This window comes from Mycobacterium sp. IS-1556 (genome assembly GCF_001499985.1).
Classification (GTDB): domain Bacteria; phylum Actinomycetota; class Actinomycetes; order Mycobacteriales; family Mycobacteriaceae; genus Mycobacterium.
In genome coordinates this window covers 59,433-84,793 of the sequence record NZ_LQIM01000009.1, presented here as the reverse complement: position 1 = coordinate 84,793, position 25,361 = coordinate 59,433, and the positions used below count along the sequence as shown (strand labels likewise).

The 25,361-nt window shown below is 67.7% G+C and carries 24 protein-coding genes; 8 read left to right on the top strand and 16 right to left on the bottom strand.

The window, feature by feature from the left end:
• Positions 1–37: 37 nt before the first annotated feature.
• From coaD to AU187_RS08400, 6 genes are read right to left on the bottom strand one after another with little or no spacing between them, the layout of a single operon-like run.
• A complete protein-coding gene (gene coaD, locus AU187_RS08425; RefSeq protein ID WP_059099629.1) occupies positions 38–517 on the bottom strand; it encodes a pantetheine-phosphate adenylyltransferase in 480 nt (159 codons plus the stop codon).
• Positions 518–541: 24 nt separating this feature from the next.
• Positions 542–1,111 (bottom strand): 16S rRNA (guanine(966)-N(2))-methyltransferase RsmD, encoded by a 570-nt coding sequence (gene rsmD / locus AU187_RS08420; protein ID WP_059166578.1) that lies wholly within the window; start codon positions 1,109–1,111, stop codon positions 542–544.
• A complete protein-coding gene (locus AU187_RS08415; RefSeq protein WP_059166565.1) occupies positions 1,108–4,503 on the bottom strand; it encodes a pyruvate carboxylase in 3,396 nt (1,131 codons plus the stop codon). Before AU187_RS08415 ends, rsmD begins: the two co-directional genes overlap by 4 nt.
• Positions 4,504–4,538: 35 nt before the next feature.
• On the bottom strand, positions 4,539–5,171 hold the full coding sequence (locus AU187_RS08410) for a vitamin K epoxide reductase family protein (RefSeq protein WP_059166564.1): 633 nt from the start codon (positions 5,169–5,171) through the stop codon (positions 4,539–4,541).
• Positions 5,168–5,944, bottom strand: coding sequence for a DsbA family protein (locus AU187_RS08405; protein WP_059166563.1), 777 nt, complete (start codon positions 5,942–5,944; stop codon positions 5,168–5,170). The genes AU187_RS08410 and AU187_RS08405 overlap by 4 nt, the downstream gene beginning before the upstream one ends.
• A gap of 35 nt (positions 5,945–5,979) precedes the next feature.
• A complete protein-coding gene (locus AU187_RS08400; protein ID WP_059166562.1) occupies positions 5,980–7,068 on the bottom strand; it encodes an alpha/beta hydrolase in 1,089 nt (362 codons plus the stop codon).
• Between AU187_RS08400 and AU187_RS08395 the strand changes: the two genes are divergently transcribed.
• Together AU187_RS08395 and AU187_RS08390 are read left to right on the top strand one after the other, a co-directional pair.
• Positions 7,067–7,897: an aldo/keto reductase gene (locus AU187_RS08395; RefSeq protein WP_059166561.1), complete on the top strand. Its 831-nt coding sequence runs from the start codon at positions 7,067–7,069 to the stop codon at positions 7,895–7,897. The genes AU187_RS08400 and AU187_RS08395 overlap by 2 nt on opposite strands.
• 5 nt (positions 7,898–7,902) lie before the next feature.
• Complete coding sequence (locus tag AU187_RS08390; RefSeq protein ID WP_059166560.1) at positions 7,903–8,754, top strand: aldo/keto reductase; 852 nt, start codon at positions 7,903–7,905, stop codon at positions 8,752–8,754.
• Between the two features lie 77 nt (positions 8,755–8,831).
• Here AU187_RS08390 and AU187_RS08385 read toward each other — a convergent pair whose 3' ends face one another.
• From AU187_RS08385 to AU187_RS08375, 3 genes are read right to left on the bottom strand one after another with little or no spacing between them, the layout of a single operon-like run.
• Positions 8,832–9,539, bottom strand: a complete 708-nt coding sequence (locus AU187_RS08385; RefSeq protein WP_059166559.1) for an HNH endonuclease family protein — start codon at positions 9,537–9,539, stop codon at positions 8,832–8,834.
• On the bottom strand, positions 9,536–11,761 hold the full coding sequence (gene recG / locus AU187_RS08380) for an ATP-dependent DNA helicase RecG (RefSeq protein ID WP_059166558.1): 2,226 nt from the start codon (positions 11,759–11,761) through the stop codon (positions 9,536–9,538). The genes AU187_RS08385 and recG overlap by 4 nt, the downstream gene beginning before the upstream one ends.
• Before the next feature lie 2 nt (positions 11,762–11,763).
• Entirely contained in the window at positions 11,764–13,377 is a 1,614-nt protein-coding gene (locus tag AU187_RS08375; protein WP_059166557.1) for a DAK2 domain-containing protein, read from the bottom strand.
• Positions 13,378–13,641: 264 nt separating this feature from the next.
• On the opposite strand from AU187_RS08375, the gene rpmB reads away from it, so the two are divergent.
• Entirely contained in the window at positions 13,642–13,836 is a 195-nt protein-coding gene (gene rpmB, locus AU187_RS08370) for a 50S ribosomal protein L28 (RefSeq protein WP_059099618.1), read from the top strand.
• A gap of 53 nt (positions 13,837–13,889) precedes the next feature.
• On the top strand, positions 13,890–14,228 hold the full coding sequence (locus AU187_RS08365; RefSeq protein WP_156442341.1) for a hypothetical protein: 339 nt from the start codon (positions 13,890–13,892) through the stop codon (positions 14,226–14,228).
• Between the two features lie 47 nt (positions 14,229–14,275).
• On the opposite strand, the gene AU187_RS08360 is transcribed toward AU187_RS08365, so the two are convergent.
• Positions 14,276–14,959: a uracil-DNA glycosylase gene (locus AU187_RS08360; RefSeq protein ID WP_059166555.1), complete on the bottom strand. Its 684-nt coding sequence runs from the start codon at positions 14,957–14,959 to the stop codon at positions 14,276–14,278.
• A gap of 38 nt (positions 14,960–14,997) precedes the next feature.
• A complete protein-coding gene (locus AU187_RS08355) occupies positions 14,998–15,957 on the bottom strand; it encodes a thiamine-phosphate kinase (protein WP_059166577.1) in 960 nt (319 codons plus the stop codon).
• 60 nt (positions 15,958–16,017) lie between these two features.
• On the opposite strand from AU187_RS08355, the gene AU187_RS08350 reads away from it, so the two are divergent.
• Positions 16,018–16,584, top strand: a complete 567-nt coding sequence (locus AU187_RS08350) for a DUF3515 domain-containing protein (RefSeq protein WP_059099615.1) — start codon at positions 16,018–16,020, stop codon at positions 16,582–16,584.
• A 1-nt stretch (position 16,585) separates the two neighbouring features.
• Here the strand turns inward: AU187_RS08350 and AU187_RS08345 are convergent, their stop codons facing one another.
• From AU187_RS08345 to AU187_RS08335, 3 genes are all read right to left on the bottom strand, one after another.
• The gene (locus AU187_RS08345; protein WP_059166554.1) at positions 16,586–17,710 is read right to left on the bottom strand and encodes a D-alanine--D-alanine ligase family protein; all 1,125 of its coding nucleotides are present in this window, start codon (positions 17,708–17,710) and stop codon (positions 16,586–16,588) included.
• A gap of 63 nt (positions 17,711–17,773) precedes the next feature.
• Positions 17,774–18,877 carry a cystathionine gamma-lyase gene (locus AU187_RS08340; protein WP_059166553.1) on the bottom strand — a complete coding sequence of 368 codons (1,104 nt, stop codon included), beginning with the start codon at positions 18,875–18,877 and terminating at the stop codon, positions 17,774–17,776.
• Between the two features lie 3 nt (positions 18,878–18,880).
• Positions 18,881–19,924, bottom strand: a complete 1,044-nt coding sequence (locus AU187_RS08335) for an NAD(P)H-dependent glycerol-3-phosphate dehydrogenase (protein WP_156425532.1) — start codon at positions 19,922–19,924, stop codon at positions 18,881–18,883.
• Between AU187_RS08335 and cofC the strand changes: the two genes are divergently transcribed.
• The 3 genes from cofC (at position 19,923) to mutT1 (ending at position 23,802) form a co-directional block, all read left to right on the top strand.
• Entirely contained in the window at positions 19,923–20,567 is a 645-nt protein-coding gene (gene cofC / locus AU187_RS08330) for a 2-phospho-L-lactate guanylyltransferase (RefSeq protein WP_059166576.1), read from the top strand. The genes AU187_RS08335 and cofC overlap by 2 nt on opposite strands.
• A gap of 53 nt (positions 20,568–20,620) precedes the next feature.
• A complete protein-coding gene (locus AU187_RS08325; protein ID WP_059166552.1) occupies positions 20,621–22,810 on the top strand; it encodes an RNA degradosome polyphosphate kinase in 2,190 nt (729 codons plus the stop codon).
• A 68-nt stretch (positions 22,811–22,878) separates the two neighbouring features.
• Entirely contained in the window at positions 22,879–23,802 is a 924-nt protein-coding gene (mutT1, locus tag AU187_RS08320) for an 8-oxo-(d)GTP phosphatase MutT1 (RefSeq protein ID WP_059099610.1), read from the top strand.
• Between the two features lie 132 nt (positions 23,803–23,934).
• On the opposite strand, the gene AU187_RS08315 is transcribed toward mutT1, so the two are convergent.
• Both AU187_RS08315 and leuD read right to left on the bottom strand, forming a co-directional pair.
• Positions 23,935–24,564 (bottom strand): HU family DNA-binding protein, encoded by a 630-nt coding sequence (locus tag AU187_RS08315; RefSeq protein ID WP_059166551.1) that lies wholly within the window; start codon positions 24,562–24,564, stop codon positions 23,935–23,937.
• 192 nt (positions 24,565–24,756) lie between these two features.
• Positions 24,757–25,350, bottom strand: coding sequence for a 3-isopropylmalate dehydratase small subunit (leuD, locus tag AU187_RS08310; protein WP_059166550.1), 594 nt, complete (start codon positions 25,348–25,350; stop codon positions 24,757–24,759).
• Positions 25,351–25,361: the final 11 nt, after the last annotated feature.

Below are 25,361 nucleotides of genomic sequence, written 5' to 3'. Positions count from 1 at the left end.
TGTGCGCCACCTTCCGCCTACCCGGCGCAGACGGAAATTAACCCTGGCGAAGCTTGGCTTGCAGTCGCTTGTTGACCGGCGCGGGCAGCAGGTCGGAGACGTCGCCGCCCAGCGTGGCGACCTCCTTGGCCAACGACGAGGACACGAACGAATACCGCGGTGTGGTGGCGACGAAGAATGTGTCGACGCCGGCGATGTGCTTGTTCATCTGCGCCATCTGCAGTTCGTATTCGAAGTCGGTGCCGGTGCGCAGGCCCTTGACGATCGCGGTCATGCCGCGCTGTCGGGCGAAGTCGACGACGAGCCCCTGACCGGACTCGACGCGCAGGTTCGACAGATGCTCGGTGGACTCCTCGATCATCGCGATGCGCTCGTCGAGCGTGAACATGCCCTTCTTGTTCGGGTTGACCAGCACGGCGATCAGCAATTCGTCGAACTGCGCGGCCGCGCGCTCGAAGATGTCGATGTGACCCAGGGTCACCGGGTCGAAGGAGCCCGGGCATACCGCGCCGCTCATGACCGATGACGGTATCAGGGCTGCTCAATCGCTGACTTGGGCCAGCTCCAGGCGGGTGTCGCCGTAGCTGCGCGACGGCCACACGTGCCACCCCGGCGGCCAGTTCAGCGGTGGTCCGCTTGCCCCACGCTCGACGACGACGACGGTGCCGTCGGTGGTCCACCCGCCGTCGACCAACGCCGCGAGCACCTCGGCGACCTCGGCCGCGTCGACGTCGTAGGGGGGATCGGCGAAGACCACGTCCACGGGCGACGACGCACCGGCCGAGAGCACCGCGGCCACGGTGCCGCGTCGCACGGTCGCCCGCGACGTCCCCAAGGTGGCGATGTTGTCGGCGATGACGCGGGCGGCCCGGGCGTCGGATTCCACGAAGACCGCCGACACCGCTCCCCTCGACAACGCCTCGAGGCCGAGGGCTCCGGAGCCGGCGTACAGATCGAGTACCGCCGCCCCGGTGAGGTCGATGCGCGCGGCGAGCACGTTGAACAACGATTCGCGGACCCGGTCGGTGGTGGGCCGGGTGCCCCGGCCGGATCGATGCTGCGGCACGGTGATTCGTCGACCGCCGAAGGCCCCGGCGACGATGCGGGTCAGCTGACCACCACCAGTAGATCGCCGCCTTCGACTTGTGCCGTCTCCGACACCGCCACCCTGCTGACCTTGCCGGCCTTGGGCGCGGTGATCGCGGCCTCCATCTTCATCGCCTCGATGGTGGCGACCGTCTGCCCCGCCTCCACCTCGTCGTCCACCGCGACGTTGACGGTCACCACGCCCGCGAACGGCGCGGCGACATGGTCGGGATTGGCGCGGTCGGCCTTTTCGGCGGTCGGGATGTCGCTGGCGACACTGCGATCGCGCACCACCACCGGCCGCAGCTGCCCGTTGAGGATGCACATCACGGTGCGCATGCCGCGTTCGTCAGGGTCGGAGATCGCTTCGAGCCCTATCAGCAGTTCGACCCCACGTTCCAGCTGGACGCGGTGCTCGTCGCCGTGGCGCAGCCCGTAGAAGAACTGGTTGGCCGACAGGCTCGAGGTGTCGCCGTACTGTTCGCGGTGGGCGTCGAGTTCCTTTGTCGGGCCGGGGAACAACAACCGGTTCAGCGCGGCCTGGCGTTTCGGGCCGGCTTGGGCGAGCACCGCTTCGTCTTCCTCGCTGAGTTCCTGTTGTGGTTTCGCAGGCGCCCGCCCGGCCAGCGCCTTGGTCCGCAGCGGTTCGGGCCACCCGCCGGCGGGCTCGCCGAGTTCGCCGCGCAGAAATCCGATCACGGACTCGGGAATGTCGAATCGCGAAGGGTCCGAAGCGAACTCATCGGCGCTGATGCCCGCACCGACGAGGGCCAGCGCGAGGTCGCCCACCACTTTCGACGAGGGGGTCACCTTCACCAGTCGGCCCAGCACCCGGTCGGCGGCCGCGTAGTTGGCCTCGATCTCCTCGAAACGGTCACCGAATCCGAGTGCGATGGCCTGCTGGCGAAGGTTCGACAGCTGTCCGCCGGGGATCTCGTGGTGATAAACCCGCCCTGTCGGGGCCGGAGGGCCGGCGGCCACAACATCGAAGGGGGCGTAGACCTTTCGCAACGCCTCCCAGTACGGCTCCAAGTCGCACACCGCCTGCAGCGACAACCCGGTGTCGTACTCGGTGTGCGCGGCGGCGGCGACGATCGAGCTGAGCGCGGGCTGGCTGGTGGTGCCCGCCAGCGGCGCCGCCGCCCCGTCGACCGCGCTGGCGCCCGCCTGCCAGGCGGCCAGATATGTCGCCAGCTGACCGCCCGGGGTGTCATGGGTGTGTACGTGCACCGGCAGGTCGAATCGACTGCGCAGCGCCGTGATCAGCGTGTGGGCGGCCTGCGGCCGCAGCAGCCCGGCCATGTCCTTGATCGCCAGCACGTGGGCGCCGGCCTCGACGATCTGCTCGGCCAGCTTGAGGTAGTAGTCCAACGTGTAGAGATTCTCGCCGGGGTCGGACAGATCGCCGGTGTAGCTCATCGCGACTTCGGCCACCGCCGTGCCGGTTTCGCGGACCGCGTCGATGGCCGGCCGCATGGACTCGACGTTGTTGAGCGCGTCGAAGATCCGGTAGATGTCGATGCCGGTCGCGGTCGCCTCGGCGACGAACGCGTCGGTGACCGTCTCCGGATACGGGGTGTAGCCGACGGTGTTGCGGCCCCGCAACAGCATCTGCAAGCAGATGTTGGGCACCGCCTCGCGCAGCGCGGCCAGCCGTTCCCACGGGTCTTCCTTCAGAAATCGAAGCGCCACATCGTAAGTCGCGCCGCCCCAGCATTCGAGCGACAGCAGCTGCGGTGTCATCCGCGCGATGTAGGGCGCGACCATCAGCAGGCCGGTGGTGCGCAGACGGGTGGCCAGCAGCGACTGGTGCGCGTCGCGGAACGTCGTGTCGGTGACAGCCAACGGCTTGGAGTCGCGCAGCCAGCGGGCGAACCCGTCGGGCCCGAGTTCGGTCAGCAGTTGCTTGCTGCCGGCCGGCGCCGCGGCCGCGAGGTCGATTTCGGGAAGCTTGTCCTGCGGATACACCGACGCGGTGCGGGGGCCATGGGGCTGGTTCACCGTGACATCGGCCAGGTAGTTGAGGATCTTGGTGCCGCGGTCGGCAGGGGTCCGTGCGGTCAGCAGATATGGGCGTTCGTCGATGAACGACGTGCTGATGCGGCCGGCGCGGAAGTCGGCGTCGTTCACCACCGCCTGCAGGAACGGGATGTTCGTCGACACGCCGCGGATGCGGAACTCGGCCAGCGCGCGGCGCGAGCGTGCCACCGCCGCACCGAAGTCGCGGCCCCGGCACGTCAGTTTGACCAGCATCGAGTCGAAGTGGGCGCTGATCTCCGCGCCGAGGTGGGTGCCGCCGTCGAGCCGGATGCCCGCGCCGCCCGGCGTGCGATAGCCGGTGATGCGGCCGGTGTCGGGCCGAAAGCCGTTGGCCGGATCCTCGGTGGTGATGCGGCACTGCAGGGCGAAACCCCGCGGCGCCGTCATCATGTCCTGGCCCAGGCCCAGATCCTCGAGTGTCTCGCCGTCGGCGATGCGCAGCTGCGACGACACCAGGTCGACGTCGGTGATCTCCTCGGTGACGGTGTGTTCGACCTGGATGCGGGGATTGCACTCGATGAACACGTAGTGGCCGCGCTCGTCGAGAAGGAATTCGACGGTGCCCGCGAAGGTGTAGTCGATCTGACGGGCGAAGGTGACCGCGTCGGCGCAAATCCGTTGCCGCAGTTCTTCGGACAGGTTCGGCGCCGGCGCCATCTCGATGACCTTCTGGTGCCGGCGCTGCACGCTGCAGTCGCGTTCGAAGAGGTGCATCACGTTGCCGTGGGTGTCGGCCAGGATCTGCACCTCGATGTGGCGGGGGTTGAGCACCGCCTGCTCGAGGTACAGCGTCGGGTCGCCGAACGCCGACTCGGCCTCACGCGACGCGGCATCGATCGCGTCGGGCAACGCGTCGAGGTCGGCCACGCGTCGCATCCCGCGGCCGCCGCCGCCGGAAACGGCCTTGACGAACAACGGGAACTCGAGGCTCGACGCGGCGGCCATCAGCTCATCGGCCGAGGCCGACGGCGCCGACGAGTTCAGCACCGGCAGGCCCGCCGCGCGGGCCGCGTCGATCGCGCGGGATTTGTTGCCGGTCAACTCGAGCACTTTCGCGCTGGGCCCGATGAACGTGATCCCGCTGTCGACGCACGCGGCGGCGAGCTCGGGGTTCTCCGACAGGAAGCCGTAGCCGGGATACACGGCGTCGGCGCCGGCATGCTTGGCCACCCGGATGATCTCGTCGACCGACAGGTAGGCCCGGACCGGGTGTCCGGTTTCGCCGATCTGATAGGACTCGTCGGCCTTCAGCCGGTGCAGGGAGTTGCGGTCTTCGTGTGCATACACCGCAACCGTGTCGATCCCCATCTCATAGGCGGCACGGAATGCCCGGATCGCGATCTCGCCGCGATTGGCGACCAGGACTTTAGAAATCACGGGCGCTCACGCACGTACTGTATCGCCCGGGGACCCTAGACCAGCGTGGACCAGTAGCTCCAGAAGCGCACGAGGATCAACAGCAGCAGGCCGGTGAACCACAACGCCACCAGCGACCACCGCCAGGTGTGCAACCCGCGCACGACGGCGTTGCCCCGCTGCGGCTGCAGAGCGATGGCAGCGACGACGACCAGCAGCGGGATCGTCACCGCCCACACCACCATGCAGTACGGGCACAACGCGCCGATGCGGTACAGACTCTGGAAGATCAGCCAGTGCACGAACGCGCTGCCCAGCAGCGTGCCGGTGGCCAGGCCGGCCCAATACCAGCGCGGCAGCTCGACGCGCGCCAGCGCGAGCACGCCGGTCACCACGACGATCGTGAACGAGACGATGCCGATCAGCGAGTTGGGAAAGCCGAACACCGAGGCCTGCGGCGTGATCATCACCGAACCGCAGGACAGCACCGGGTTGAAACTGCAGGAGGGAACGTACTCCGGGTCGATCAGTAGCTCGATCTTCTCGACGGTCAACAGGACCGCCGCGACGAGCCCCAGCACACCCGCGATCAGGATCCAGACCGCGCTCGGGCGCCCCACCGGCAGGCCCGTCGGCTCCTCAGCCGCGGACTCGGTCGGCGAGACGGCGCCGGGCGCGGCGACCGTCACGGCGCCGGCTGCGGTGTCGGATCGGGGTTCGGCGGCGGGGCCCCGGCGTCCAGCGCGGGCACCTCGCCGACGATCTTCTCGATCTCGGCGATCAACGCGTCAGGGGTGGACGGCGAGTAGTCCTCGCCGTTGATGCGGATCGTCGGCGTCGAGTTGACGCCGGCGGCTTTGGCAAGGCCCTTGACCATCTTCTCGTAGCGGCCACTGTTGATGCACTCGGGAACCTCGCCGGTCACACCCGCTTGCCGGGCGATTTCGATGAGCCGGGCGTTGTCGGGGAACGGGCCGACGCCCTCGGGCGGCTGCTGGGCGAAGAGGGCCGAATGGAAACGCCGGAAGGCTTCCTTGTCCGCGTCGGCCACGCAGTACGCCGCGTTGGCCGCGCGTGTCGAGTAGCCCTGCCCCGCACGGTCGAGGATAGAGACCATGTAGTAGTCGGCGGCGACGGCGCCGCTGTCGATGAGCTTGTTGATCGTGGGCCCGAACTGCTTTTCGAAGTTGCCGCACGCGGGGCACAAGAAGTCCTCGTAGAGCGACAGCACGGCCTTGGGCTCGGACGTGCCCTCCTTGGTGATCACGTTGCTCGACGCGATGTGGACCGCCCTGACTTCACCCTCACCGGGTTTGTCGCCCTTGGTCATCACGATGTACACCACCAGCGCGACGGCGAAGACCACGACGACGGCGGTCAGGCCGATCTGCACCGCCAGATTGCGCTTGCGATCGGCTGCCTTCAGGTCGTAGCGCGGAGTCTTCTTCGGTTTCGAGGCCACGGGGGTAAGAGTACCGGCGCTGCTGCGACGGCCTGTCAGTCGCGGGCCAGATGAGCCCGCAGCGCTGAGATCACCTCGGCGACGGCGGTGGTGCTGTCGCCGCCGAACGGGAAGAAGTTGGCGAATCCGTGGACCAACGAACCGAACTCGCGGTGGTCGACCGGTACGCCCGCGGCCCGCATCGCTTCGGCGTACTGCCTGCCCTCGTCGCGCAGCGGGTCGAACCCGGCAGTGATGACCAGTGCGGGCGGCAGCCCGGACAAGTCGTCGGCCAGCAGCGGCGACACCCGCGGGTCGTCGGCGGCGATTCCCCCGTTGAGATACCTGTCGCGAAACCACCCGAGGTCGTCCCTGGTCAGGAAGTAACCGTTCGCGAACAGGGTCTGCGACCGCGTCTCGGCGCTGTAATCGGTGACCGGGTACAGGAGCAGCTGCACGGCCGGCAGCGGGCCGCCGGCGCGGGCGCGGTGCGCGACGAGCGCCGCCTGGTTACCGCCCGCGCTGTCGCCGCCGACGGCGATGCGGTCCGGATCGACGCCCAGCTCGGTGGCGTGATCGTGCGCCCACCGGAACGCGGCGTACGCGTCGTCGGTGCCCGCGGGCGCCGGATGCTCTGGCGCCAGGCGATAGTCGACCGAGAGCACGTGCATGCCGCCGCGACGGCAGATCTCGCGGCACAGGTCGTCGTGGGTGTCGATGCTTCCGATGACCTGGCCGCCGCCATGGAAGAAGACCAGCAGGGGACCGTGGCCCTCGATTGGCCGGTAGTGACGCGCCCGGATGGGTCCGGCAGGTCCTGGGATCGAGATGTTGCGCACCGCGGCGACCGGGATGCTCTGCTTGAAGCCCGCGGCCAGTACCTCCAGCTGATCCCGGGCCGCGCCGACGTCGTCGGCGTTCACCAGTCCGTCGATGCCGGCGAGTTTCTGACCGGCGAGCATCAGCGCAAGTGTGGTGTCGAGCGTGTTGCCGTCGATGGTGACCGTGCGGCCGCCGAGCAGCACGCGTTTGACCGCGTGCGGAATGTGCGGAAGTGCGCGCAGGGTGACACCGGCCGCGGCATTGACGACGGCCTCCCGGCGGCTCGGGCTACGGGAACCTTCGGCTGGCAGACTTTCAGTCATGGCTTCTCCATCGATCACGTTGAATGACGGTAATTCGATACCTCAGGTCGGACTCGGCGTTTGGCAGACCCCGGCGGAGGACACCGAACGCGCCGCCGCGACCGCCCTCGACGCCGGCTACCGGCACATCGACACCGCTGCCGCGTACGGCAACGAACGCGAGGTCGGCCAGGCCGTCGAGAAATCGGGGCTGCCTCGCGAGGACGTCTTCATCACCACGAAACTGTGGAACGCCGACCAGGGCTACGACAGCACGCTGACCGCGTTCGACAAGAGCATGGAGCGTTTGCAGCTCGACTACCTCGACCTCTACCTCATCCACTGGCCGATGCCGGCCAACGGCGCGTTCGTCGAAACCTTCAAGGCCTTCGCACATCTGCGTGAGCAGGGCCGCATCCGGTCGATCGGGGTGAGCAACTTCGAGCCCGAACACCTGCGGACGCTGGTCGACGCCACCGGGATCGTCCCCGCCGTCAACCAGATTGAACTTCACCCGCTGCTCCAACAGGAGGAACTTCGGGAGGTGCACGCACAGCTGGGCATCGCCACCGAAGCGTGGAGTCCGCTCGGACAGGGTTCACTGCTGTCGCACGACGCCGTCGGCTCGGTCGCCGCGGCGCATGGTAAGACGCCGGCACAGGTGTTGATTAGGTGGCATATGCAGCTCGGCAATATAGTCATCCCGAAGTCGGTGACCCCCGAGAGAATCGTGAGCAACTTCGACGTGTTCGATTTCGAGCTGAGCGAGCAGGACATGGCGTCCATCTCCGCGCTCGGCGACGGCACTCGGTTGGGTCCCGATCCGCGAACATTCGAGTTCACAGGATAGGTGAGATGACCCAACCGCAGGGCAACGCCGGGGCGATTCCGACCGTCACCCTCAACGACGACAACGCGATGCCGGTTCTCGGCCTTGGCGTCGGCGAACTGTCGGAAACCGAGACCGAGCAGGCGGTGCTGGCGGCGTTGGCCGCCGGCTACCGGCTGATCGACACCGCGGCGGCGTACGGCAACGAGGAAGCGGTCGGGCGGGCGATCAAGGCGTCCGGTGTGCCGCGCGAAGAGATCTTCGTCACCACCAAGCTGGCCACCCCGGACCTCGGCTTTCAATCGTCCCAGGATGCGCTCAAGGCGAGCCTCGGCCGGCTGGGTCTCGACTATGTCGATCTCTACCTGATCCACTGGCCGGCCGGCGAGCACGGCAAGTATGTCGACAGCTGGGGCGGGCTGATGAAGCGCAAGGAGGTCGGCGACACGAAGTCGATCGGGGTCTGCAACTTCCACGCCGAGCATCTGTCGAACATCATCGACTTGTCGTTCTTCACCCCCGCGATCAACCAGATCGAACTGCACCCGCTGCTGAACCAGGCAGAGCTGCGCGAGGTCAACGCGGGCTACGGGATCGTCACCGAGGCCTACGGACCGTTGGGTGTCGGCCGGTTGCTCGACCACGAGACCGTCACCACGGTCGCGCAGTCGAACGGCAAGACCCCCGCGCAGGTGCTCATCCGGTGGAGCCTGCAACTGGGCAACGTGGTCATCGCCCGCTCGTCGTCATGGGAGCGGATCGCCTCGAATCTCGAGGTGTTCGACTTCGAACTCAGCGACGATCAGATGGCCGCGCTCAACGGCCTCGACGAGGGCACCCGATTCCGTCCGGACCCGGAAACCTACACCGGCACCTAGTCTTTCTGCGCGAGCAGTCGCAAAGTGCCCCGAAAACGTCTGGGATAAGGGCAATTTGCGTCTGTCCGCGGGAAGACTCAGCCGGTCGGGCAAGTCGCCGCGGCTTGGCGCAGCACCGTGGCCGACGGCATGTCGACCGGCAGCGCATACCCGCGCAGCACTTCGATGAACTGCATCGCGTACTGACAGTGGAATGCTGCGTTGGGCGGCATCCAATCGGCGGGTTCGGAATCGCCCTTGTCCTGGTTGGCCGCTCCGGCCACCGCCAGCAGATTGGCGGGATCGTTCGCGAACCGGATACGCAGGTCGTCTGGCCAGTGGCGCGCCCCGAGATCCCAAGCAAGCGCGAGCGGAACGATGTGATCGATCTGCACATCGGCGCCCGTCTTCTCACCGCGGGTGAAGGCGACCACGGCGTTGGTGTACGGGTCGTGCAGCGTGCCGGTGGCCACCGCGTCGGGGCAGCGTTTGATCGACACGAACGTCTTGTCGTCGAGGTCGCGGTCGAGAATGTCGTTGCGGGTGTCGCAGCCGTTGTACCCGCCGGGAGCGGAGTTGTCGTCGGTCCAGCTGTCCCCGAAAGCGGCTCTGCGGTAGTCGTATCCGCGCATGCGCATCGGTATGACGGGCACGCCCGCGAGAACGTCGGTCCCGGGGGCGACGGTCGGAATGTCGGCGCGCGCGATGAAGTGCGTCCGGTCCGCCGCCGACCTCACGGCCTGGGCGGCAACGACCACAGCGAGCGCAACGATCGCGGTCAGCCACAGTAGATGCTTGCGGTTCAAGTCTTGTCCAAAAACTCGACGCGGTCGGTGTCGACGAACGGAGCGGCCAGTGAAGCCATGCCCGGGTTGGCGGGATCCTGCTCATAGAGCGCCGAGCAGAAGTCCCGGGCCGCCAGGATGATGTCGAGGTGTTCGAGCAGCGACAGGAACCGCAGCGTGATCGCCCGTCCGGACTGGTTGAATCCCAACACATCTCCTTCCTGGCGCTCGTAGAGGTCCAGGTCGGCGAGCTTGAAGCCGTCCAACGTCGATGCGACGGCGTTCAACCGGGCACCGGCCTTCGAGCCTTCCGGCAGCTTCGTGACGAGCAGGCACAGGCTGGGATGCTGTCCACGACCGATCCGTCCGCGCAGCTGGTGCAGCTGGCTGATGCCGAAGCGGTCGGCGTCCATCACGACCATCACGGTTGCATTGGGCACGTCGACGCCGACCTCGATGACGGTGGTGCACACCAGCACGTCGATCTCTCCCGAGCGGAACGCCGCCATCACCGCGTCCTTCTCGTCGGAGGGCAGCCTGCCGTGCATGAGACCGAGCCGAAGTCCCGCCAGCGGGCCGCTGCTGCTCAGCCGGTCGAAGAGTTCGACGACCGTGATCGGGGGCGGGCCGCCGCGCTGCTTGTCGTCGTCCTCGCCTTTGGGCTTGTCGTTCTCGTCGATGCGCGACGCGACCACGTACGCCTGCCGCCCGGAGCTGACCTCTTCGGCGATGCGGGTCCACGCACGGTCGAGCCATGCGGGCTTCTGGGTGGCGAAGACGGTGTTGGTCGTGATCGGCTGGCGGCCTCGCGGCAGCTCGCGCAGCGTCGAGGTCTCCAGATCGCCGTAGTAGGTCAGCGCGACGGTGCGCGGTATCGGCGTGGCCGTCATCACCAGCAGATGCGGTGTCACACCTTCGGGAGCCTTGGCGCGCAACCGGTCTCGCTGCTCGACACCGAACCGGTGCTGTTCGTCGACGACCACCATGCCGAGGCGGTGAAACTCGACCGCATCCTGCAACAGCGCGTGCGTGCCGATCACGATGCCCGCGTCGCCGCCGGCGACCTCGTCGCGCACCGCACGTTTCTGTTGGGCTGTCATCGATCCGGTCAGCAGCACAACGCGGGTGGCGCCGTCCGCGCCGCCGAGTTGTCCGCCCATCCCCAGCGGACCGAGTACGTCGCGGATGGACCGCGCATGTTGGGCCGCAAGGACTTCCGTCGGCGCAAGCAGCGCACACTGATAGCCGGCATCGACCATCTGCGACATCGCGAGCACGGCGACGATCGTCTTACCCGAACCGACCTCGCCCTGCAGCATTCGGTTCATCGGCCGGGTGGATGCCAGCTCCGATGAGATGACGTCGAGCACTTCCCTCTGGCCATCGGTCAATTCGAACGGCAACCGGTTGTGCAGGGCGCAGACGAGCCCGTCGTCGCGGCGGACCGCGACCGGACCGGATTCGCTGAGCTCGCCGTGGCGTCGATCGGTCAGGGCCCATTGCAGACCGATGGCTTCGTCGTAGGTCAGGCGCGCGATCGCGGCATCGCGTTCGGTGGATCTCTCGGCGGTGTGGACCGCCCGGAGCGCCCGGTCTTCTGTGATCAGATCGTGTTGTCGCAGAAACGATTTCGGCAGCGGCTCGGGAATCGGGTCCAACACGTCGAGCACCTGGCGTACGCAGGCGTAGATCTCCCAGGTCTGCACCTTCTTGCAGGCCGGGTAGATCGGAAAGAAGTCCCGTTCGAAGGCCGCCAGCAATTCGTCGCCGGTCGCGCCGGATGCCTCGGCGATGGCCTTGAGCGACTTCGACCCCTTCATGGCGCCACTGTCGTGCAGGACGAGGAAGGCCGGATGGGTCAGCTGCATGGTGCCTTTGAAGTAGCCGACCTCCCCGGACAGCATCACCTTCGCGTCTTTGACCAACTGCCTCTTGAGGTACTTGACGTTGAAGAACGTCGCGGTCACCTTCGGCGTGCGGCGGCCGAGGGTGACGACGAGGTACTCGCGCCGGGGCTCTCGATTCGTCCGCTTCAGTTCGGCTTTCGTGATGACGTCGACGAAGGTGACGTGAACGCCTTCCTCGAGATTCTCGTCGTCGTTGACGGTCGTCATCTCGTCGCTGTACTTGCGGGGGTAATGGCGCAGCAGATCGTTCACCGTGCGGATGCCGAAGTGCTCCTCGAGCGGATCGGCCGCCTTCCTGCCGAGCACGTGGTCGAGGCGGTCGGTCAGCGTGGCCACGGCTACTCCACCCCGATCAGGAGCGAGTCGCCGCGGTGGCCGGTGTGGTACGTGACCAGCTCCGCGCCGAGGTGCCGTTGGTGGACGTGATCCTGCAGCGCCGCAGCGACGCCCTCGTCGACTCCGGCGCCGGTGAGCACCGTGACCAGTTCCCCACCGGCGGCGAGCAGCAGGTCGATCAGGCCCGCACCCGCCGCGGTCAGATCGTCACCGACAATCAGCACCTCGTCGCCCGAGATGCCGAGGCCGTCGCCAGGCTTGCACATTCCCGCCCAGGTGAGCGCTTCCTCGGTGGCCACCCGCACAGACCCGTGCCGCGCGCCCGCGGCCGCCCTGGCCATCGTGTATCCGTCATCGACGGCCTGGCGCTCGACGTCGTGAACCGCCAGCGCCGCCAGTCCTTGCACCATCGAAGCGGCGGGCACCGGCACCACGTCGATGCCCCACCCCATCGCAGCCGTGCACCCGGCGACGAGTTCCTCGGCCGCGACATACCCGTTCGGCAGGATCATCGCCTGCCCGGCATCGGCGTTGACCAGCGCGTGCAGCAGTTGCTTGGCGCTGACCGGCGTATCGCGCTCGATCCGCAGCACCTGCGCGCCCTCGGCCGCGAACAACTGCTCGGCACCAACCCCGTCGACGACCGCCAGCACCACCCGACCGCGCGACCACCCGGTCGTCGGCCGTGCCTCCGCGCTGCCGGTGAGCGCCGTGACCTGGATGCGGCTGGGAGTGCCCACCGCGAAGGCCGCTTCGACCGCCGCGCCGGCGTCGTCGGCGTGCACATGGACCGAGTACTGCCCGGCGCCGCCCGACGAGGCGGCGATCGCCACCGAGTCGCCCAGCGCGTCCAGCTCGCTGCGCAGTCGCTCCACCCCGGCCGCGTCGCAGCCACTGAGCAGGTACATCACTTCGAACTGCGGGGCCGCGACGACGTGGGCCGTGGCCGCATCGGTGCGCTGCGGTGCCGGCGCGTACTCGGCTCTGTGCGGCGCGTGCCCGGTCAGCGTCTTGGTCATCGCGTCGAGCAGGACCAGCAGTCCGCGCCCCCCGGCGTCCACCACGCCGGCCCGGGCCAGCACGTCGAGTTGTCCGGTGGTCTTGTCCAGCGACCGCGCCGCCGCGTCGGCTGCCGTGAACACCACATCGGCGAGTGGGACGCCCTCGGCGACGGCGTGCCGGGCGCCGTCAGCCGAGTCCTGAAGCACGGTGACGATGGTGCCCGGCACGGCGCGCCCCATGGACTCGACGACGAGGTCGACGGCGTGGCGCAGCACCTCCGCGAACAGCGTTCCGTCGACGGTCGGGGCTTCTGCGGTGCGCTCGGCCAGCGCGCGCAGGATCTGGGACAGGATCACGCCGGAGTTTCCGCGCGCCCCGTTCAGGGCCCCGCGAGCCAGCGCCGCGGCCACCTCGGCGACGGCTTCGGCGCCGGTCAGCGCGTCGGCCTGTGCCCATGCCGAACGCATGGTGAACAGCATGTTCGTCCCGGTGTCGGCGTCCGCCACGGGGAACACGTTGAGCCGGTTGATCTCCTCGGCGTGGGTGATCAGGTCACCGACCGCGGTGTGCGCCCATTCCCGCAGGGTGGAGGCATCGAGCAGTCGAGCCGACATGCTTAACCTCCAACAGAATGTGGCGTCCTCCACGCCCCCGCCGTGCGGGTCAGCCTAACCACTGGACCTGACAGTGCCGGCCGCGATTCCGTGATGACGTTCGCGCCGGTGGACGGGCTTCTGAGCGTCCGCGCGCCGGATGGGGACAGCGTTTTGGCGATCACTGCGGCGGCCGGTATCCTGGTCAGGTTGTCGGGTCGAGCCGCGCCGGTCGCGGCGCAGCGACCCGGACCCCCACGTACTGATCGACAGGAGTTGGAGCATATGGCTGCCGTGTGCGATATCTGCGGGAAGGGCCCCGGCTTCGGCAAGTCGGTCTCGCACTCCCATCGCCGGACCAGCCGTCGGTGGAATCCCAACATCCAGACTGTGCGCGCCGTGACCCGACCCGGCGGCAACAGGCAGCGGATGAACGTGTGCACGTCGTGCATCAAGGCGGGGAAGGTCGCGCGCGGCTGACGCTGCTCCCGTGCCCGGTTTAGCCTCCACTGGGTCTGGTTAGACGTTGGTCCATGACCTCACGCGCAGCTGCAAAATCCACTCTGACCGCTCTGGCGTCCGGCCTGGCAGTGGCGTCGCTGTTGGCCGCCTGCGGTGGTGACGACACCTCCGGCGAGGAAACCACAACGACGACCACCACCACGACGACGACTTCGCCGACGACGACTGTGACCGTCGAGACGGAAACCGTCGTGCCGCCTGCGACCACCACCCCATACCCCGAGCCGCCGGCCACCACCACCGAAGGCGACGGCACGATCGAGATTCCCGTGCCCGACATCCCGTCGCCGCCCGCGATCCCGTCGCCCCCGCCGATTCCGTCACCGCCTCCGATCCCGGGCGTCGGATAGCCGTCACCGGTGGGGCACCGCGCGGTGCCCAGGTCGGCTGACGATGGCTAGGGAAGACGCCAGTCGATCGGCTCGGCGCCCAACTTCTCGAGCAGTTCATTGGCCCGGCTGAACGGCCGCGAGCCGAAGAAGCCGCGCGTCGCCGACAGCGGCGACGGGTGCGGCGACTCGATCGCGACGCAGTCGGCGCCGTCGAGCATCGGTTTCAACGTCGAGGCATCACGGCCCCACAGCACCGCGACCAACGGCTGGTTGCGTGCGACCAGTGCGCGGATGGCGCACTCCGTAACGGCTTCCCAGCCCTTACCCCGGTGCGACGCCGGACTGCCCGGCCGGACCGTGAGCACCCTGTTCAACAGCATCACCCCGCGCTCGGCCCACGGCGTCAGGTCACCGGTGGTCGGTGCCGGATATTCCAGGTCACTGGTGTACTCCCGGAAGATGTTCTCCAGACTGCGTGGCAGCGGTCGAACGTCCGGCGCCACCGAGAAACTCAGACCGACGGCGTGGCCGGGCGTCGGGTAAGGGTCCTGACCGACGATCAGTACCCGTACGTTGTCCATCGGGAAAGTGAACGCGCGCAACACGTTTCGACCGGCTGGCAGATACGCGTGGCCCGCGGCGAGTTCGGCGCGCAGGAACTCCCCCATCTGCGCGACCTGGTCGGCCACCGGCGCCAGGGCCTTGGCCCAGCCCTCGTCGACGAGCTCGTGCAGCGGCCGCGCGGTCACGTGAGTCCCTGGATCAGCGTCACGATTGGCCACCCTAACTAGTGGAAGGACTGCCAGCCCGGATTGCCCTTCCACGCCGCGCCGTCGACGAGGACCCGGTGCGGGCCGTCGTGCACCCGCCCGATCACCCGCCAGCCATCGGGCGGCGGACCGCTGAACGTCGCGACCAACGCATGGTCCTCACCACCGCCCAACACCCAGGCCCACGGATCGGCGTCGAGCTCATCGGCGGCATCGGCGAGCGCGGCCCGGTCACCGGACAACGCTTCCGTCGACAGGTCGATCCCGACGCCCGACGCCTCGGCGATGTGGCCGAGGTCGGCCAACAACCCGTCGGACACATCGGTCATCGCGGTGGCGCCCCCGTCGGCGGCGATGCGGCCCTGTCCGTACGGCGGCTCAGGGGCGACATGACGCCGACGCAGATCATCGAACCGCCCAATGCCGTTGTGCCACAAATGGAATCCTGCGGCCGAACGACCGACGTCACCGACCAGCGCCACGGCGTCACCTGACTTCGCCCCGCTGCGGCGCACCGGCTCTCGGCCGTCCAGGTCGCCGAGCACCGTCACCGAGATCACCCATTGCGGCGCGCTGACCAAGTCACCGCCGGCGATACCCGCGCCGATCGACTCGGCCTCCCGCCACATGCCGTCGGCCAGCTCCAGCACCTGCGCCGCCGGCGTGTCCGGGGGCGCGCCGAACGCGACGACGAACGCGCTCGCACGCGCCCCCATCGCCTCGATGTCGGCGGCGTTCTGCGCGATCGACTTGCGTCCCACATCGTGCGGCGTCGACCAGTCCAGCCGAAAGTGACGGCCGGCCACCAGCATGTCGGTGGATACCACGGTCCTTCCATCGCGGGCGAACAACACCGCCGCGTCATCACCGGGTCCCAACGCGACGGCGTCCGGCTGGTGGCGACCCGCGACCAACCGATGGATCACCGCGAACTCACCCACTTGCGCCAGGGTTTCAGCCGCATCGTCGGTCGCCATGTTCATCTCCTGTCGCGGCCGCACCGTGGCCTGGAGTCTATGCGTCTTTAGAGTTGAGCCGTGCAATCCGAAAGCGGTGATGGCCCGCCGCGGGCGCTGCTGATCGCAGCGACCGTGGTGGCGGTCGCGGCGGTCGTGGCGGTCCTGGTGATCGCGGTGCTACGGCAGGATCCGGCGCAGCAGCAACCCGTGCCGGTGGCCGCGGTGCCCGCGCCGCAGGCCTCCAGCGCTGAATGCTCCGAACTGGCCGCCGCATTGCCGGAGAACCTCGGCGACGCCTCCCGCGCGGCGCTCGCCGAACCCGCACCACCCGGCGCGGCGGCGTGGCGCTCCGACGGCGGAGGTGAGCCGATCATCCTGCGTTGCGGGCTGGACCGACCCGCCGAATTCGTCGCGGGGGCGCCATTGCAGGGCGTGGACGACGTGCAGTGGTTTCGTGTCGGTGAAGCCGGCGCCGAAGATCAGAGCACCGAACAGCAACGCAGCACGTGGTACGCCGTCGACCGCGGCGTGTACGTGGCGTTGACCCTTCCGCAGGGCGTGGGCCCGACGGCGATCCAGCAGCTTTCCGCCGTCATCGCAAAGACGTTGCCCGCCAAGCCCGTTGATCCGGCACCGGTGCGTTGATTCAGCGCAGGCCGGTACCTCGTTTGAGCGCGGTGTCCACCATGGTGGCCAACAGGGTCGGATAGTCCACGCCGCTGGCCGCCCACATCCGCGGATACATCGAGATCGTGGTGAACCCCGGCATGGTGTTGACTTCGTTGATCACCGGCCCGTCCTCGGTGAGGAAGAAGTCGACGCGGGCCAGGCCCTGGCAGTCGATCGCGTCGAAAGCTTGAATCGCCAACCGGCGCACCGCGTCGGCGACGTCGTCATCGACCTTGGCGGGCACGTCCAGTTCCGCGGCGTCTTCGAGGTACTTCGTCGCGAAGTCGTAGAAGCCGTCCTCGCGCCCGCGCACGCCGACGACGCGGATCTCGCCGACCGTGCTCGCCTCCACGCGGCCATCGGGGAACTCGAGCACTCCGCATTCCAGTTCACGGCCGGGCACCGCGGCTTCGACGATCACCTTCGGGTCGTGGCGGCGGGCCGCCTCGACGGCCAGCGGCAGCTGATCCCATTCCGTGACCCGGCTGACACCGATCGACGACCCGCCGCGCGCGGGCTTGACGAAAACGGGCAGGCCGAGGCGCTCGCGGGCCTCCAGGCTCAGCGTGTCCCGGCCGGCCCGCAACACCTCCTGGTCTCCGATCGGCAACCCGGCGGCGGCCAGCAGCTTCTTGGTGAACTCCTTGTCCATGGCCGCTGCGCTGGCCAGCACCCCCGCGCCGACATACGGCACACCCGCGAGCTCGAGCAACCCCTGGATGGTGCCGTCCTCGCCGTACGGGCCGTGCAGCACGGGGAACACCACGTCGACCGCGGCCAGCAGCTCACCCGGGCCCTGGCCGAGCGAGAGCAACTGGCCGCGCCGGCGTGGGTCGGCGGCCAGCGCCAGCTCGGTGCCCGACGCGGCGCTCACTTCCGGCAGCCGGCCGTCGGCGATCGCGAGGGTGTCGGGCTGGGCGTTGGTCAGCACCCAAGCACCCTCGGGAGTGATGCCGACCGCGACGACGTCGAACCGCTCCGGATCGAGGTTGCGCAGGATGCTGCCTGCGGAGACGCAGGAGATCGCGTGCTCGGAGCTGCGTCCGCCGTAGACGACGGCGACCCGGACGCGCCCCGAGCCGGAGTCATGGCGGGCAGTCACAACCTAGAGACGGTACCGTCCGGCCCGGCCGCGAGTCGTCCCGGTTTCGGGCGGGTCGCCGTTTCAGCCCAGTGCCTGCTCGATGTCGGCGATGAGGTCATCGGTGTCCTCGATTCCGAGCGAGATGCGCGCGAAACCGTCGCTGACCTCATCGCCCCAGCGCGCGCGGCGGTCCACCGATGTGTGGATGCCGCCGAAACTCGTCGACGCGATCAGCAGCGCGCTGCGCTCGACGAGGGCGTGCACGGCCTCCGCGTCGGTCAGCTCGACGGCGACCAGACCGCCGAACCTCTTCATCTGGGCACACGCGATGCGATGCGACGGGTCGTCGGGCAGGCCGGGATAGCGCACCGCCCGTACGGCGGGGTGCGCGTGCAGCGTCACGGCGAGGGCCGCCGCGTTGTGGCACTGGCGTTCGAATCGAAGCCCCGCGGTGCCGAGGCTGCGTAACAGCAGCCACGCCTCGAACGCCCCGAGGATGGCGCCCGAAAGCAGCCGTTCACGCGCCACCGCGGTCATCAGCTCGGAGTGGCTGCTCGCGACATAGCCGGCCAGCAGATCGCTGTGGCCCGACAGTGCCTTGGTCGCGCTGGCCACGACGACGTCGGCGCCCAGCGAAAGCGGCTGCTGGCCCAGCGGAGTGGCGGTGGTGTTGTCGACGATGAGGATGGCGTTGCGGCGGCGGCACTGCATCGCCAACTGGTGCAGATCCACCACGTCCAACCCTGGATTGGCCGGGCTCTCGGCCAGTACCACGTCTGCCTCAGCCGAGGCGGCCCCCATGTCGCGGGTGGCTGCCGCAATGACGGTCACACCCTGCGCGGCAAGGTATTCCAAAGCATACCGGCGCACCTGGTGATAACCGTCCGCGGGTACGACGAGCCTGCTGCCCGGCTTGGCCAGCACCCGCAGGACCGACGAGATGGCAGCCATGCCCGACCCGAACGCCAACGCCGCCGCCGCGCCCTCGAGTTGGGCCAGCGCCGACTCCAATTGGCGCCATGTCGGATTCGAACTGCGACCGTAGGTGTCCAGCGGGTCGTCCAGCTCCGACGACAGATGGAAGGCGGCCGCCGGAATCGGCGACGGTCCCACCGGTTGTCCTGGAACCGCTTCTGAGGCAACTGCTTTGACGCTGCGAGTGGATTCGCCGTACTGACCGTCCACCGGTTACTCCGGTTTGGTGGTGCGTCCGAGCAACAACGCGACGGCCTCATCGACCGACAACCCCTTGTGGCACACGCGGAAAACAGCGTCGGTGAGCGGCATCTCGACGTCATAGCTGTTGGCCAACGCGAGCACCGACTCACACGATGCGACACCTTCGGCGACATGCCCGCCGGTCGCGAGCATCGCCGACTCCATCGTCCCGCCCCGGCCGAGCCGCTCACCGAAGCCGCGGTTGCGGGAATGCGCCGAGGTACACGTGGCGATCAAATCGCCGACCCCGGCCAGCCCGGCGAGTGTGGCCGGCTTGGCGCCCAATGCGATTCCGAGCCGCATGATTTCAGCCAGTCCACGTGTGATGATGGCGGCCGCGGTGTTCTCCCCCAACCCCACGCCCGCCGCCATGCCGCTCGCCAGCGCGATGACGTTCTTGCATGCGCCACCCACCTCGGCTCCGATGACGTCGGCGTTGGTGTAGGGCCGGAAGTACGCCGTCGAGAGCGCCCTCTGCAGGGCGACCGCACGCCCGGAGTCGCTGCAGGCGACAACGGTGGCCGCCGGTTGTTCCTCGACGATCTCGCTGGCGAGATTGGGGCCGGTCACCACGGCGACCCGCGCCGGATCGGCGCCGGTGACCTGGACGATGACCTGGCTCATCCTCATCAAGGTGTCGAGTTCGATGCCCTTGGCGACGCTGACCATGGTGACGTCATCGCCGATCAGACCCGCCCACCGCTCGAGGTTGCCCCGCAATGTCTGGGCGGGCACCGCGAGCAGCACCGTGCAGGCGCCGTCCAGCGCTTCGGCCGCATCGCTGGTGGCCCTGATGGTCTTCGGCAAGTCGGTATCACCGAGATACGACGAGTTGCGATGGGTGTCGTTGATCTCGTCGGCCAATTCGGGCCGGCGGGCCCAGAGCCTCACCTCGCTGCCCGCATCGGCAAGGACCTTGGCCAGTGCGCTCCCCCACGCACCGGCGCCCAACACCGCTGCCTCGACCACGCCTAAGCCTAACCCGGCTCGGCGTGCTGGCAGGATGACGCACATGAGCGGGTCACCGGAAGGCGACATCGGGTTGGTGATCGCGGTGAAACGACTCGCCGCCGCCAAGACCCGGCTGGCTCCGGTCTTTCCAGCACCCAGTCGCGAGAAGGTGGTGCTGGCGATGCTGATCGACACGATCACGGCCGCCTCGGCGGTCCCGGCGTTGCACGCCATCACCGTTGTCACGCCCGACGACACCGCCGCCGAGGCCGCCGGCCGTCTCGGGGCGCGGGTGCTCATCGACCCGACGCCCGAGGGCCATCCCGACCCGCTCAACAACGCGATCGCCGCCGCCGAAGCCGAGGTCCGTCGCGAAATTTCCAATGTCGTTGTGTTGCAAGGTGATTTGCCCGCACTGCAGCCACATGAGCTGGCCGCGGCCGTGGCAGCCGCTCGTCAACACCGGCGCAGCTTTGTCGGTGACCGGCACGGCACCGGAACATCGGCCCTGTTCTCGTTCGGCGTCGCCCTGAACCCACAGTTCGGCGTCGACTCCACTCGGCGCCATCGCCGTTCCGGCGCCATCGAGTTGACCGGCGCGTGGCCGGGACTGCGCTGTGACATCGATACACCCGACGACCTGCTGGTCGCGCGCCGTCTCGGAGTCGGTGCGGCGACGGCGGCGGCCATCGGTGCGGCAGGCTGAGCGGATGCGCCTGCGGTGGCACGATCACCGATGTATAGGGAATCATCTGAGGCATGACGGAAGCCGAGACCCAGGTTCGTGACAGCGACAACGAGTCGGTGGCCGCGACCGTCCGGCCCGTCATGCCGGACTCGGGTGATTCGGCGCCCGAAGCGCCGCCCGCGGCCACCTCGCCTGCGATCGAGGATGCGCTTCCCGAAGACCGCTATCTCAACCGTGAGCTGAGTTGGCTGGATTTCAACGCCCGGGTGTTGGCGCTCGCCGCCGACCCGTCGCTGCCGCTGCTGGAGCGGGCCAAGTTCCTTGCGATCTTCGCGTCCAATCTCGACGAGTTCTACATGGTGCGGGTCGCGGGGTTGAAGCGGCGCGACGAGATGGGGCTGTCGGTGCGCTCAGCCGACGGGCTCTCGCCCCGCGAGCAACTACGTCGCATCAACGAACGCACCCAGCACCTCGCCGACCGGCACGCGCACGTGTTCCTCGACTCGGTACGTCCTGCGCTGGCCGACGAGGGCATCGTGATCGTCACGTGGGCCGAACTCGACGAACCCGAACGCACGCGGCTGTCCACCTACTTCCAGGAGCAGGTGTTTCCCGTGCTGACTCCGCTCGCGGTGGATCCGGCGCACCCATTTCCGTTCGTCAGTGGGCTGAGCCTGAACCTGGCGATCACCGTCAAGCATCCCGATGACGGCGGTCAGCACTTCGCCCGGATCAAGGTGCCCGACAACGTCGACCGCTTCGTCGAACTCTCGCCCCGCGAAGGCGATTCGCAGATCGTGCGGTTCCTGCCGATGGAGGAGTTCATCGCGGCGTTCCTGCCCGTGCTTTTCCCCGGTCTGGAGATCGTCGAGCACCATGCGTTCCGTATCACGCGCAATGCGGATTTCGAGGTGGAAGAGGACCGCGACGAGGACCTGCTGCAGGCGCTCGAACGCGAGTTGGCTCGCCGCCGGTTCGGTTCTCCCGTCCGGTTGGAAGTCTCCGATGACATGACCGAGAGCATGCTCGAGTTGCTGCTGCGTGAACTCGATGTCGCGCCGGGCGACGTCATCGAGGTCCCCGGGCTACTCGACCTGTCCTCGCTGTGGCAGATCTACGACCTCGATCGACCGGCGCTCAAGGACCGGCCGTTCGTGCCCGCCACCCCGCCGGCGTTCGGCGAACGCGAGACGCCGAAGAGCATCTTCTCCACCCTGCGCGACGGGGATGTGCTCGTTCACCACCCGTACGACTCGTTCTCCACCACGGTGCAACGGTTCATCGAACAGGCCGCCGCCGATCCCAACGTGTTGGCGATCAAGCAGACGCTCTACCGCACCTCGGGTGACTCGCCAATCGTCAACGCGCTCATCGACGCTGCCGCTGCGGGTAAGCAGGTCGTCGCGCTCGTCGAGATCAAGGCCCGCTTCGACGAGCAGGCCAACATCAAGTGGGCCCGTGCCCTGGAGCGCGCGGGTGTGCACGTGGTGTACGGGCTCATCGGCCTCAAGACCCACTGCAAGACGTGTCTGGTGGTGCGCCGGGAGGGCCCGTTGATCCGCCGCTACTGCCATATCGGTACCGGCAACTACAACCCGAAAACCGCACGGTTGTACGAAGACATCGGCCTGCTGACGACCGCACCCGACATCGGTGCGGACCTGACCGACCTGTTCAACTCGCTGACGGGCTACTCGCGCAAGGATTCCTACCGCAACCTGCTGGTGGCCCCACAGGGTGTGCGCAGGGGCATCATCGAACGTATCGAACGGGAGATCGCCGCCACCCGCGACGGCGCCGAGGGTCAAATCAGGCTGAAGGCCAACGCATTGGTGGACGAGCAGGTCATCGACGCGTTGTACCGAGCCTCGCAGGCCGGCGTGCGGGTCGAGGTGGTGGTGCGGGGCATCTGCGCGCTGCGCCCGCAGGCGGCTGGATACTCCGACAACATCGTGGTCCGCTCGATTCTCGGCCGGTTCCTCGAACACTCACGAATCATTCACTTCCGCGCCATCGACGAGTTCTGGATCGGCAGCGCGGACATGATGCATCGTAATCTCGACCGGCGGGTCGAGGTGATGGCCGAAGTGAAGGACCCGAGGCTGAAAACACAACTGCACGACGTCTTCGAGTCCGCGATGGATCCGGCGACCCGGTGTTGGGAGCTAGGCATGGACGGCAAGTGGACGGCGTCACCGCAGGAGGGCCAGACCGTTCGCGACCATCAGGTGTCGTTGATGCAACGCCACCGCCAACCGTGACCGCCACGATTCACCCGGCGTCCGTCGCGGCGGACCGGTGACACCCGGAATGATCTGCAGGAGCTGAGGTGCCGAAGGACACATCCGAGAGCGATGCCGCGGCGAAGACCATCCTCGCCGCCGGGGCGGTGTTGTGGCGGCCCAACGGAAATCCCGATGCGCCGGAGATCGCACTCATTCACCGCCCCCGCTACGACGACTGGTCGCTGCCGAAGGGCAAAGTCGATCCCGGCGAGACCGAACCCGTCACCGCGATTCGCGAGGTGTGCGAGGAGACCGGATACATCGCGCAACTCGGTCGCCGGCTCGCGTCGGTGAGCTATTCCGTCGAGCAGGGTAAGAAGAAGGTGCGCTACTGGGCCGCGCGCCAGGTCCACGGCGATTTCCGCCCGAACGACGAAGTCGACGAGCTCAAGTGGCTGCCCGTTCCCGCGGCGATCAAGCAACTGGACTATCCACACGACCGAAAGGTTCTGCGCCGCTTCATGAAGCATCCCGTCGACACCAAGACGGTGCTCATCGTGCGCCACGCGACGGCGGGCAGCAAGTCACGCTTCAAGGGCGACGACCGCAAACGGCCGTTGGACAAGAACGGCCGCGCGCAGGCGGAGTCACTGGTCGGAGTGCTGCTCGCCTTCGGCGCTGACCATCTATATGCCGCCGACCGGGTGCGCTGTGTGTCGACACTGGAACCGTTGGCCGACGAACTCGGCGCCACGATCCACAGCGATGACCTGCTGACCGAGGAAGCCTACGCCGAGGATCGCAAGGCGGCCCGGCGTCGTTTTCTCGAGATCGCCGACACCGCGGGCACACCGGTGATCTGCACTCAGGGCAAGGTGATCCCCGATCTGGTCGAGTGGTGGTGCGAGCGTGACGGCGTGCGGCCCGACAAGTCCCGCAACCGCAAGGGCAGCACATGGGTGATGTCGCTGTACGACGGACGGTTGGTGGCGGCGGACCACATCGGGAGCCCGTTGGCGCGAAAGTGAGACCACCCGGGGCGATGAATCCAACTTCGGGCCGCGACGCGCCCGAAAAGATTGAGCCGGAGATGTTTTAAGCCAAGAACGCGCCCAAAGGCGCCGCGGGTCGCGATGACCCACGGCGCCTCCGGTGTAGAACTACTTGCGGCCGCGCTTCGCCGGCGCCTTGCGGGCCGGCGCCTTCTTCGCGGTCTTCTTGGCTGCCGTCCGCTTGGTCGCCGCCTTCTTGGCCGGAGCCTTCTTCGCGGCGGACTTCTTGGCGGGCGACTTCTTGGCCGCGGTCTTCTTGGCCGTGGTCCGTTTGGTCGCCGCCTTCTTGGCGGGCGACTTCTTGGCCGCGGTCTTCTTGGCCGCTGTCCGTTTGGTCGCCGCCTTCTTGGCCGGTGCCTTCTTCGCCGCGCTCTTCTTGGCCGGAGCCTTCTTCGCGGCCTTGCGGGCGCTTCCCGCCGTAACGCCTCTCTTCACTGCTGGTCCTTCCGCCGGGAGGCGCTGCGCCCCAGAGACAACGGCTTTGAACTGTGCGCCGGGTCGGAATGCCGGCACGGAGGTGGGCTTGACCCTCACGGTCTCGCCTGTGCGCGGGTTACGCGCGACGCGTGCTGCGCGGCGGCGCTGTTCGAAAACGCCGAAGCCGGTAATGGTGACACTGTCACCCTTGTGAACCGCACGCACGATGGTGTCAACGACGTTCTCCACCGCGGCGGTTGCCGACCGACGATCCGAGCCCATTTTCTCCGTGAGTACGTCGATGAGCTCTGCTTTGTTCATGCATAACCTCCGGAAACCAGTGGCCCTCTTTGGACCGACTAGAGGACACGGTAAACCCATTCCCCATTGATTTCCAAGAGCCACGCGCAGTTTCAGGCGTGGCTAGCGAACTTTCTTGCCTCCCTTGGCCTCCTGGGAGACCCCCGAAGAACCGGGTTCAGGGGCGGTGATTTCGACTCGCCGACGGCTTTTTCAGCCGGGCAGAGTGCGTGGCTTCCAGCTCGGCCTGGCCGCTTCGTATGCCTCGATCTCTTCGCATTTCCGCAGCGTAAGGCCTATATCGTCGAGTCCCTCGAGAAGTCGCCAGGCCGTGTAGTCGTCAATTCTGAACGGCACCATGACCGTTCCAGCGGTGATGTTCCGATCTTGAAGATTCACAGTGATTTCCAGGCCCGGCTGCTGCTCGATGAGCTTCCATAAAATTTCGACATCATCTTGCGAGATTTCTGCCGCCAGCAGTCCGGCCTTGCCTGCATTGCCCCGAAAGATGTCGGCGAAGCGTGACGAGATGACGACCCGGAATCCGTAATCCATGAGTGCCCACACGGCATGCTCGCGTGATGAACCGGTGCCGAAATCGGGGCCGGCGACCAACACCGAACCCTTGTCGAACGGCGGCAGGTTCAACACGAAGGACGGGTCGTTGCGCCAGGCGGCGAACAAGCCGTCCTCGAAACCCGTTCGCGTGACTCGTTTCAGATAGACCGCCGGGATGATCTGGTCGGTGTCGACATTCGACCGACGCAGCGGGACGCCGATGCCGGTGTGGGTGTGAAAAGCCTGCATCGCTTCTCCTT

What these genes read in the sequence shown, in the direction of transcription:
- coaD (WP_059099629.1), bottom strand. Translation starts at nt 517, where the DNA reads ATGAGCGGCGCGGTATGCCCGGGCTCCTTCGACCCGGTGACCCTGGGT.
- AU187_RS08395 (WP_059166561.1), top strand. Translation starts at nt 7,067, where the DNA reads ATGGCTTCTCCATCGATCACGTTGAATGACGGTAATTCGATACCTCAG.
- AU187_RS08400 (WP_059166562.1), bottom strand. Translation starts at nt 7,068, where the DNA reads ATGACTGAAAGTCTGCCAGCCGAAGGTTCCCGTAGCCCGAGCCGCCGG.
- AU187_RS08390 (WP_059166560.1), top strand. Translation starts at nt 7,903, where the DNA reads ATGACCCAACCGCAGGGCAACGCCGGGGCGATTCCGACCGTCACCCTC.
- AU187_RS08375 (WP_059166557.1), bottom strand. Translation starts at nt 13,377, where the DNA reads ATGTCGGCTCGACTGCTCGATGCCTCCACCCTGCGGGAATGGGCGCAC.
- rpmB (WP_059099618.1), top strand. Translation starts at nt 13,642, where the DNA reads ATGGCTGCCGTGTGCGATATCTGCGGGAAGGGCCCCGGCTTCGGCAAG.
- AU187_RS08365 (WP_156442341.1), top strand. Translation starts at nt 13,890, where the DNA reads ATGACCTCACGCGCAGCTGCAAAATCCACTCTGACCGCTCTGGCGTCC.
- AU187_RS08355 (WP_059166577.1), bottom strand. Translation starts at nt 15,957, where the DNA reads ATGGCGACCGACGATGCGGCTGAAACCCTGGCGCAAGTGGGTGAGTTC.
- cofC (WP_059166576.1), top strand. Translation starts at nt 19,923, where the DNA reads ATGAGCGGGTCACCGGAAGGCGACATCGGGTTGGTGATCGCGGTGAAA.
- AU187_RS08335 (WP_156425532.1), bottom strand. Translation starts at nt 19,924, where the DNA reads ATGTGCGTCATCCTGCCAGCACGCCGAGCCGGGTTAGGCTTAGGCGTG.
- AU187_RS08325 (WP_059166552.1), top strand. Translation starts at nt 20,621, where the DNA reads ATGACGGAAGCCGAGACCCAGGTTCGTGACAGCGACAACGAGTCGGTG.
- AU187_RS08315 (WP_059166551.1), bottom strand. Translation starts at nt 24,564, where the DNA reads ATGAACAAAGCAGAGCTCATCGACGTACTCACGGAGAAAATGGGCTCG.
- leuD (WP_059166550.1), bottom strand. Translation starts at nt 25,350, where the DNA reads ATGCAGGCTTTTCACACCCACACCGGCATCGGCGTCCCGCTGCGTCGG.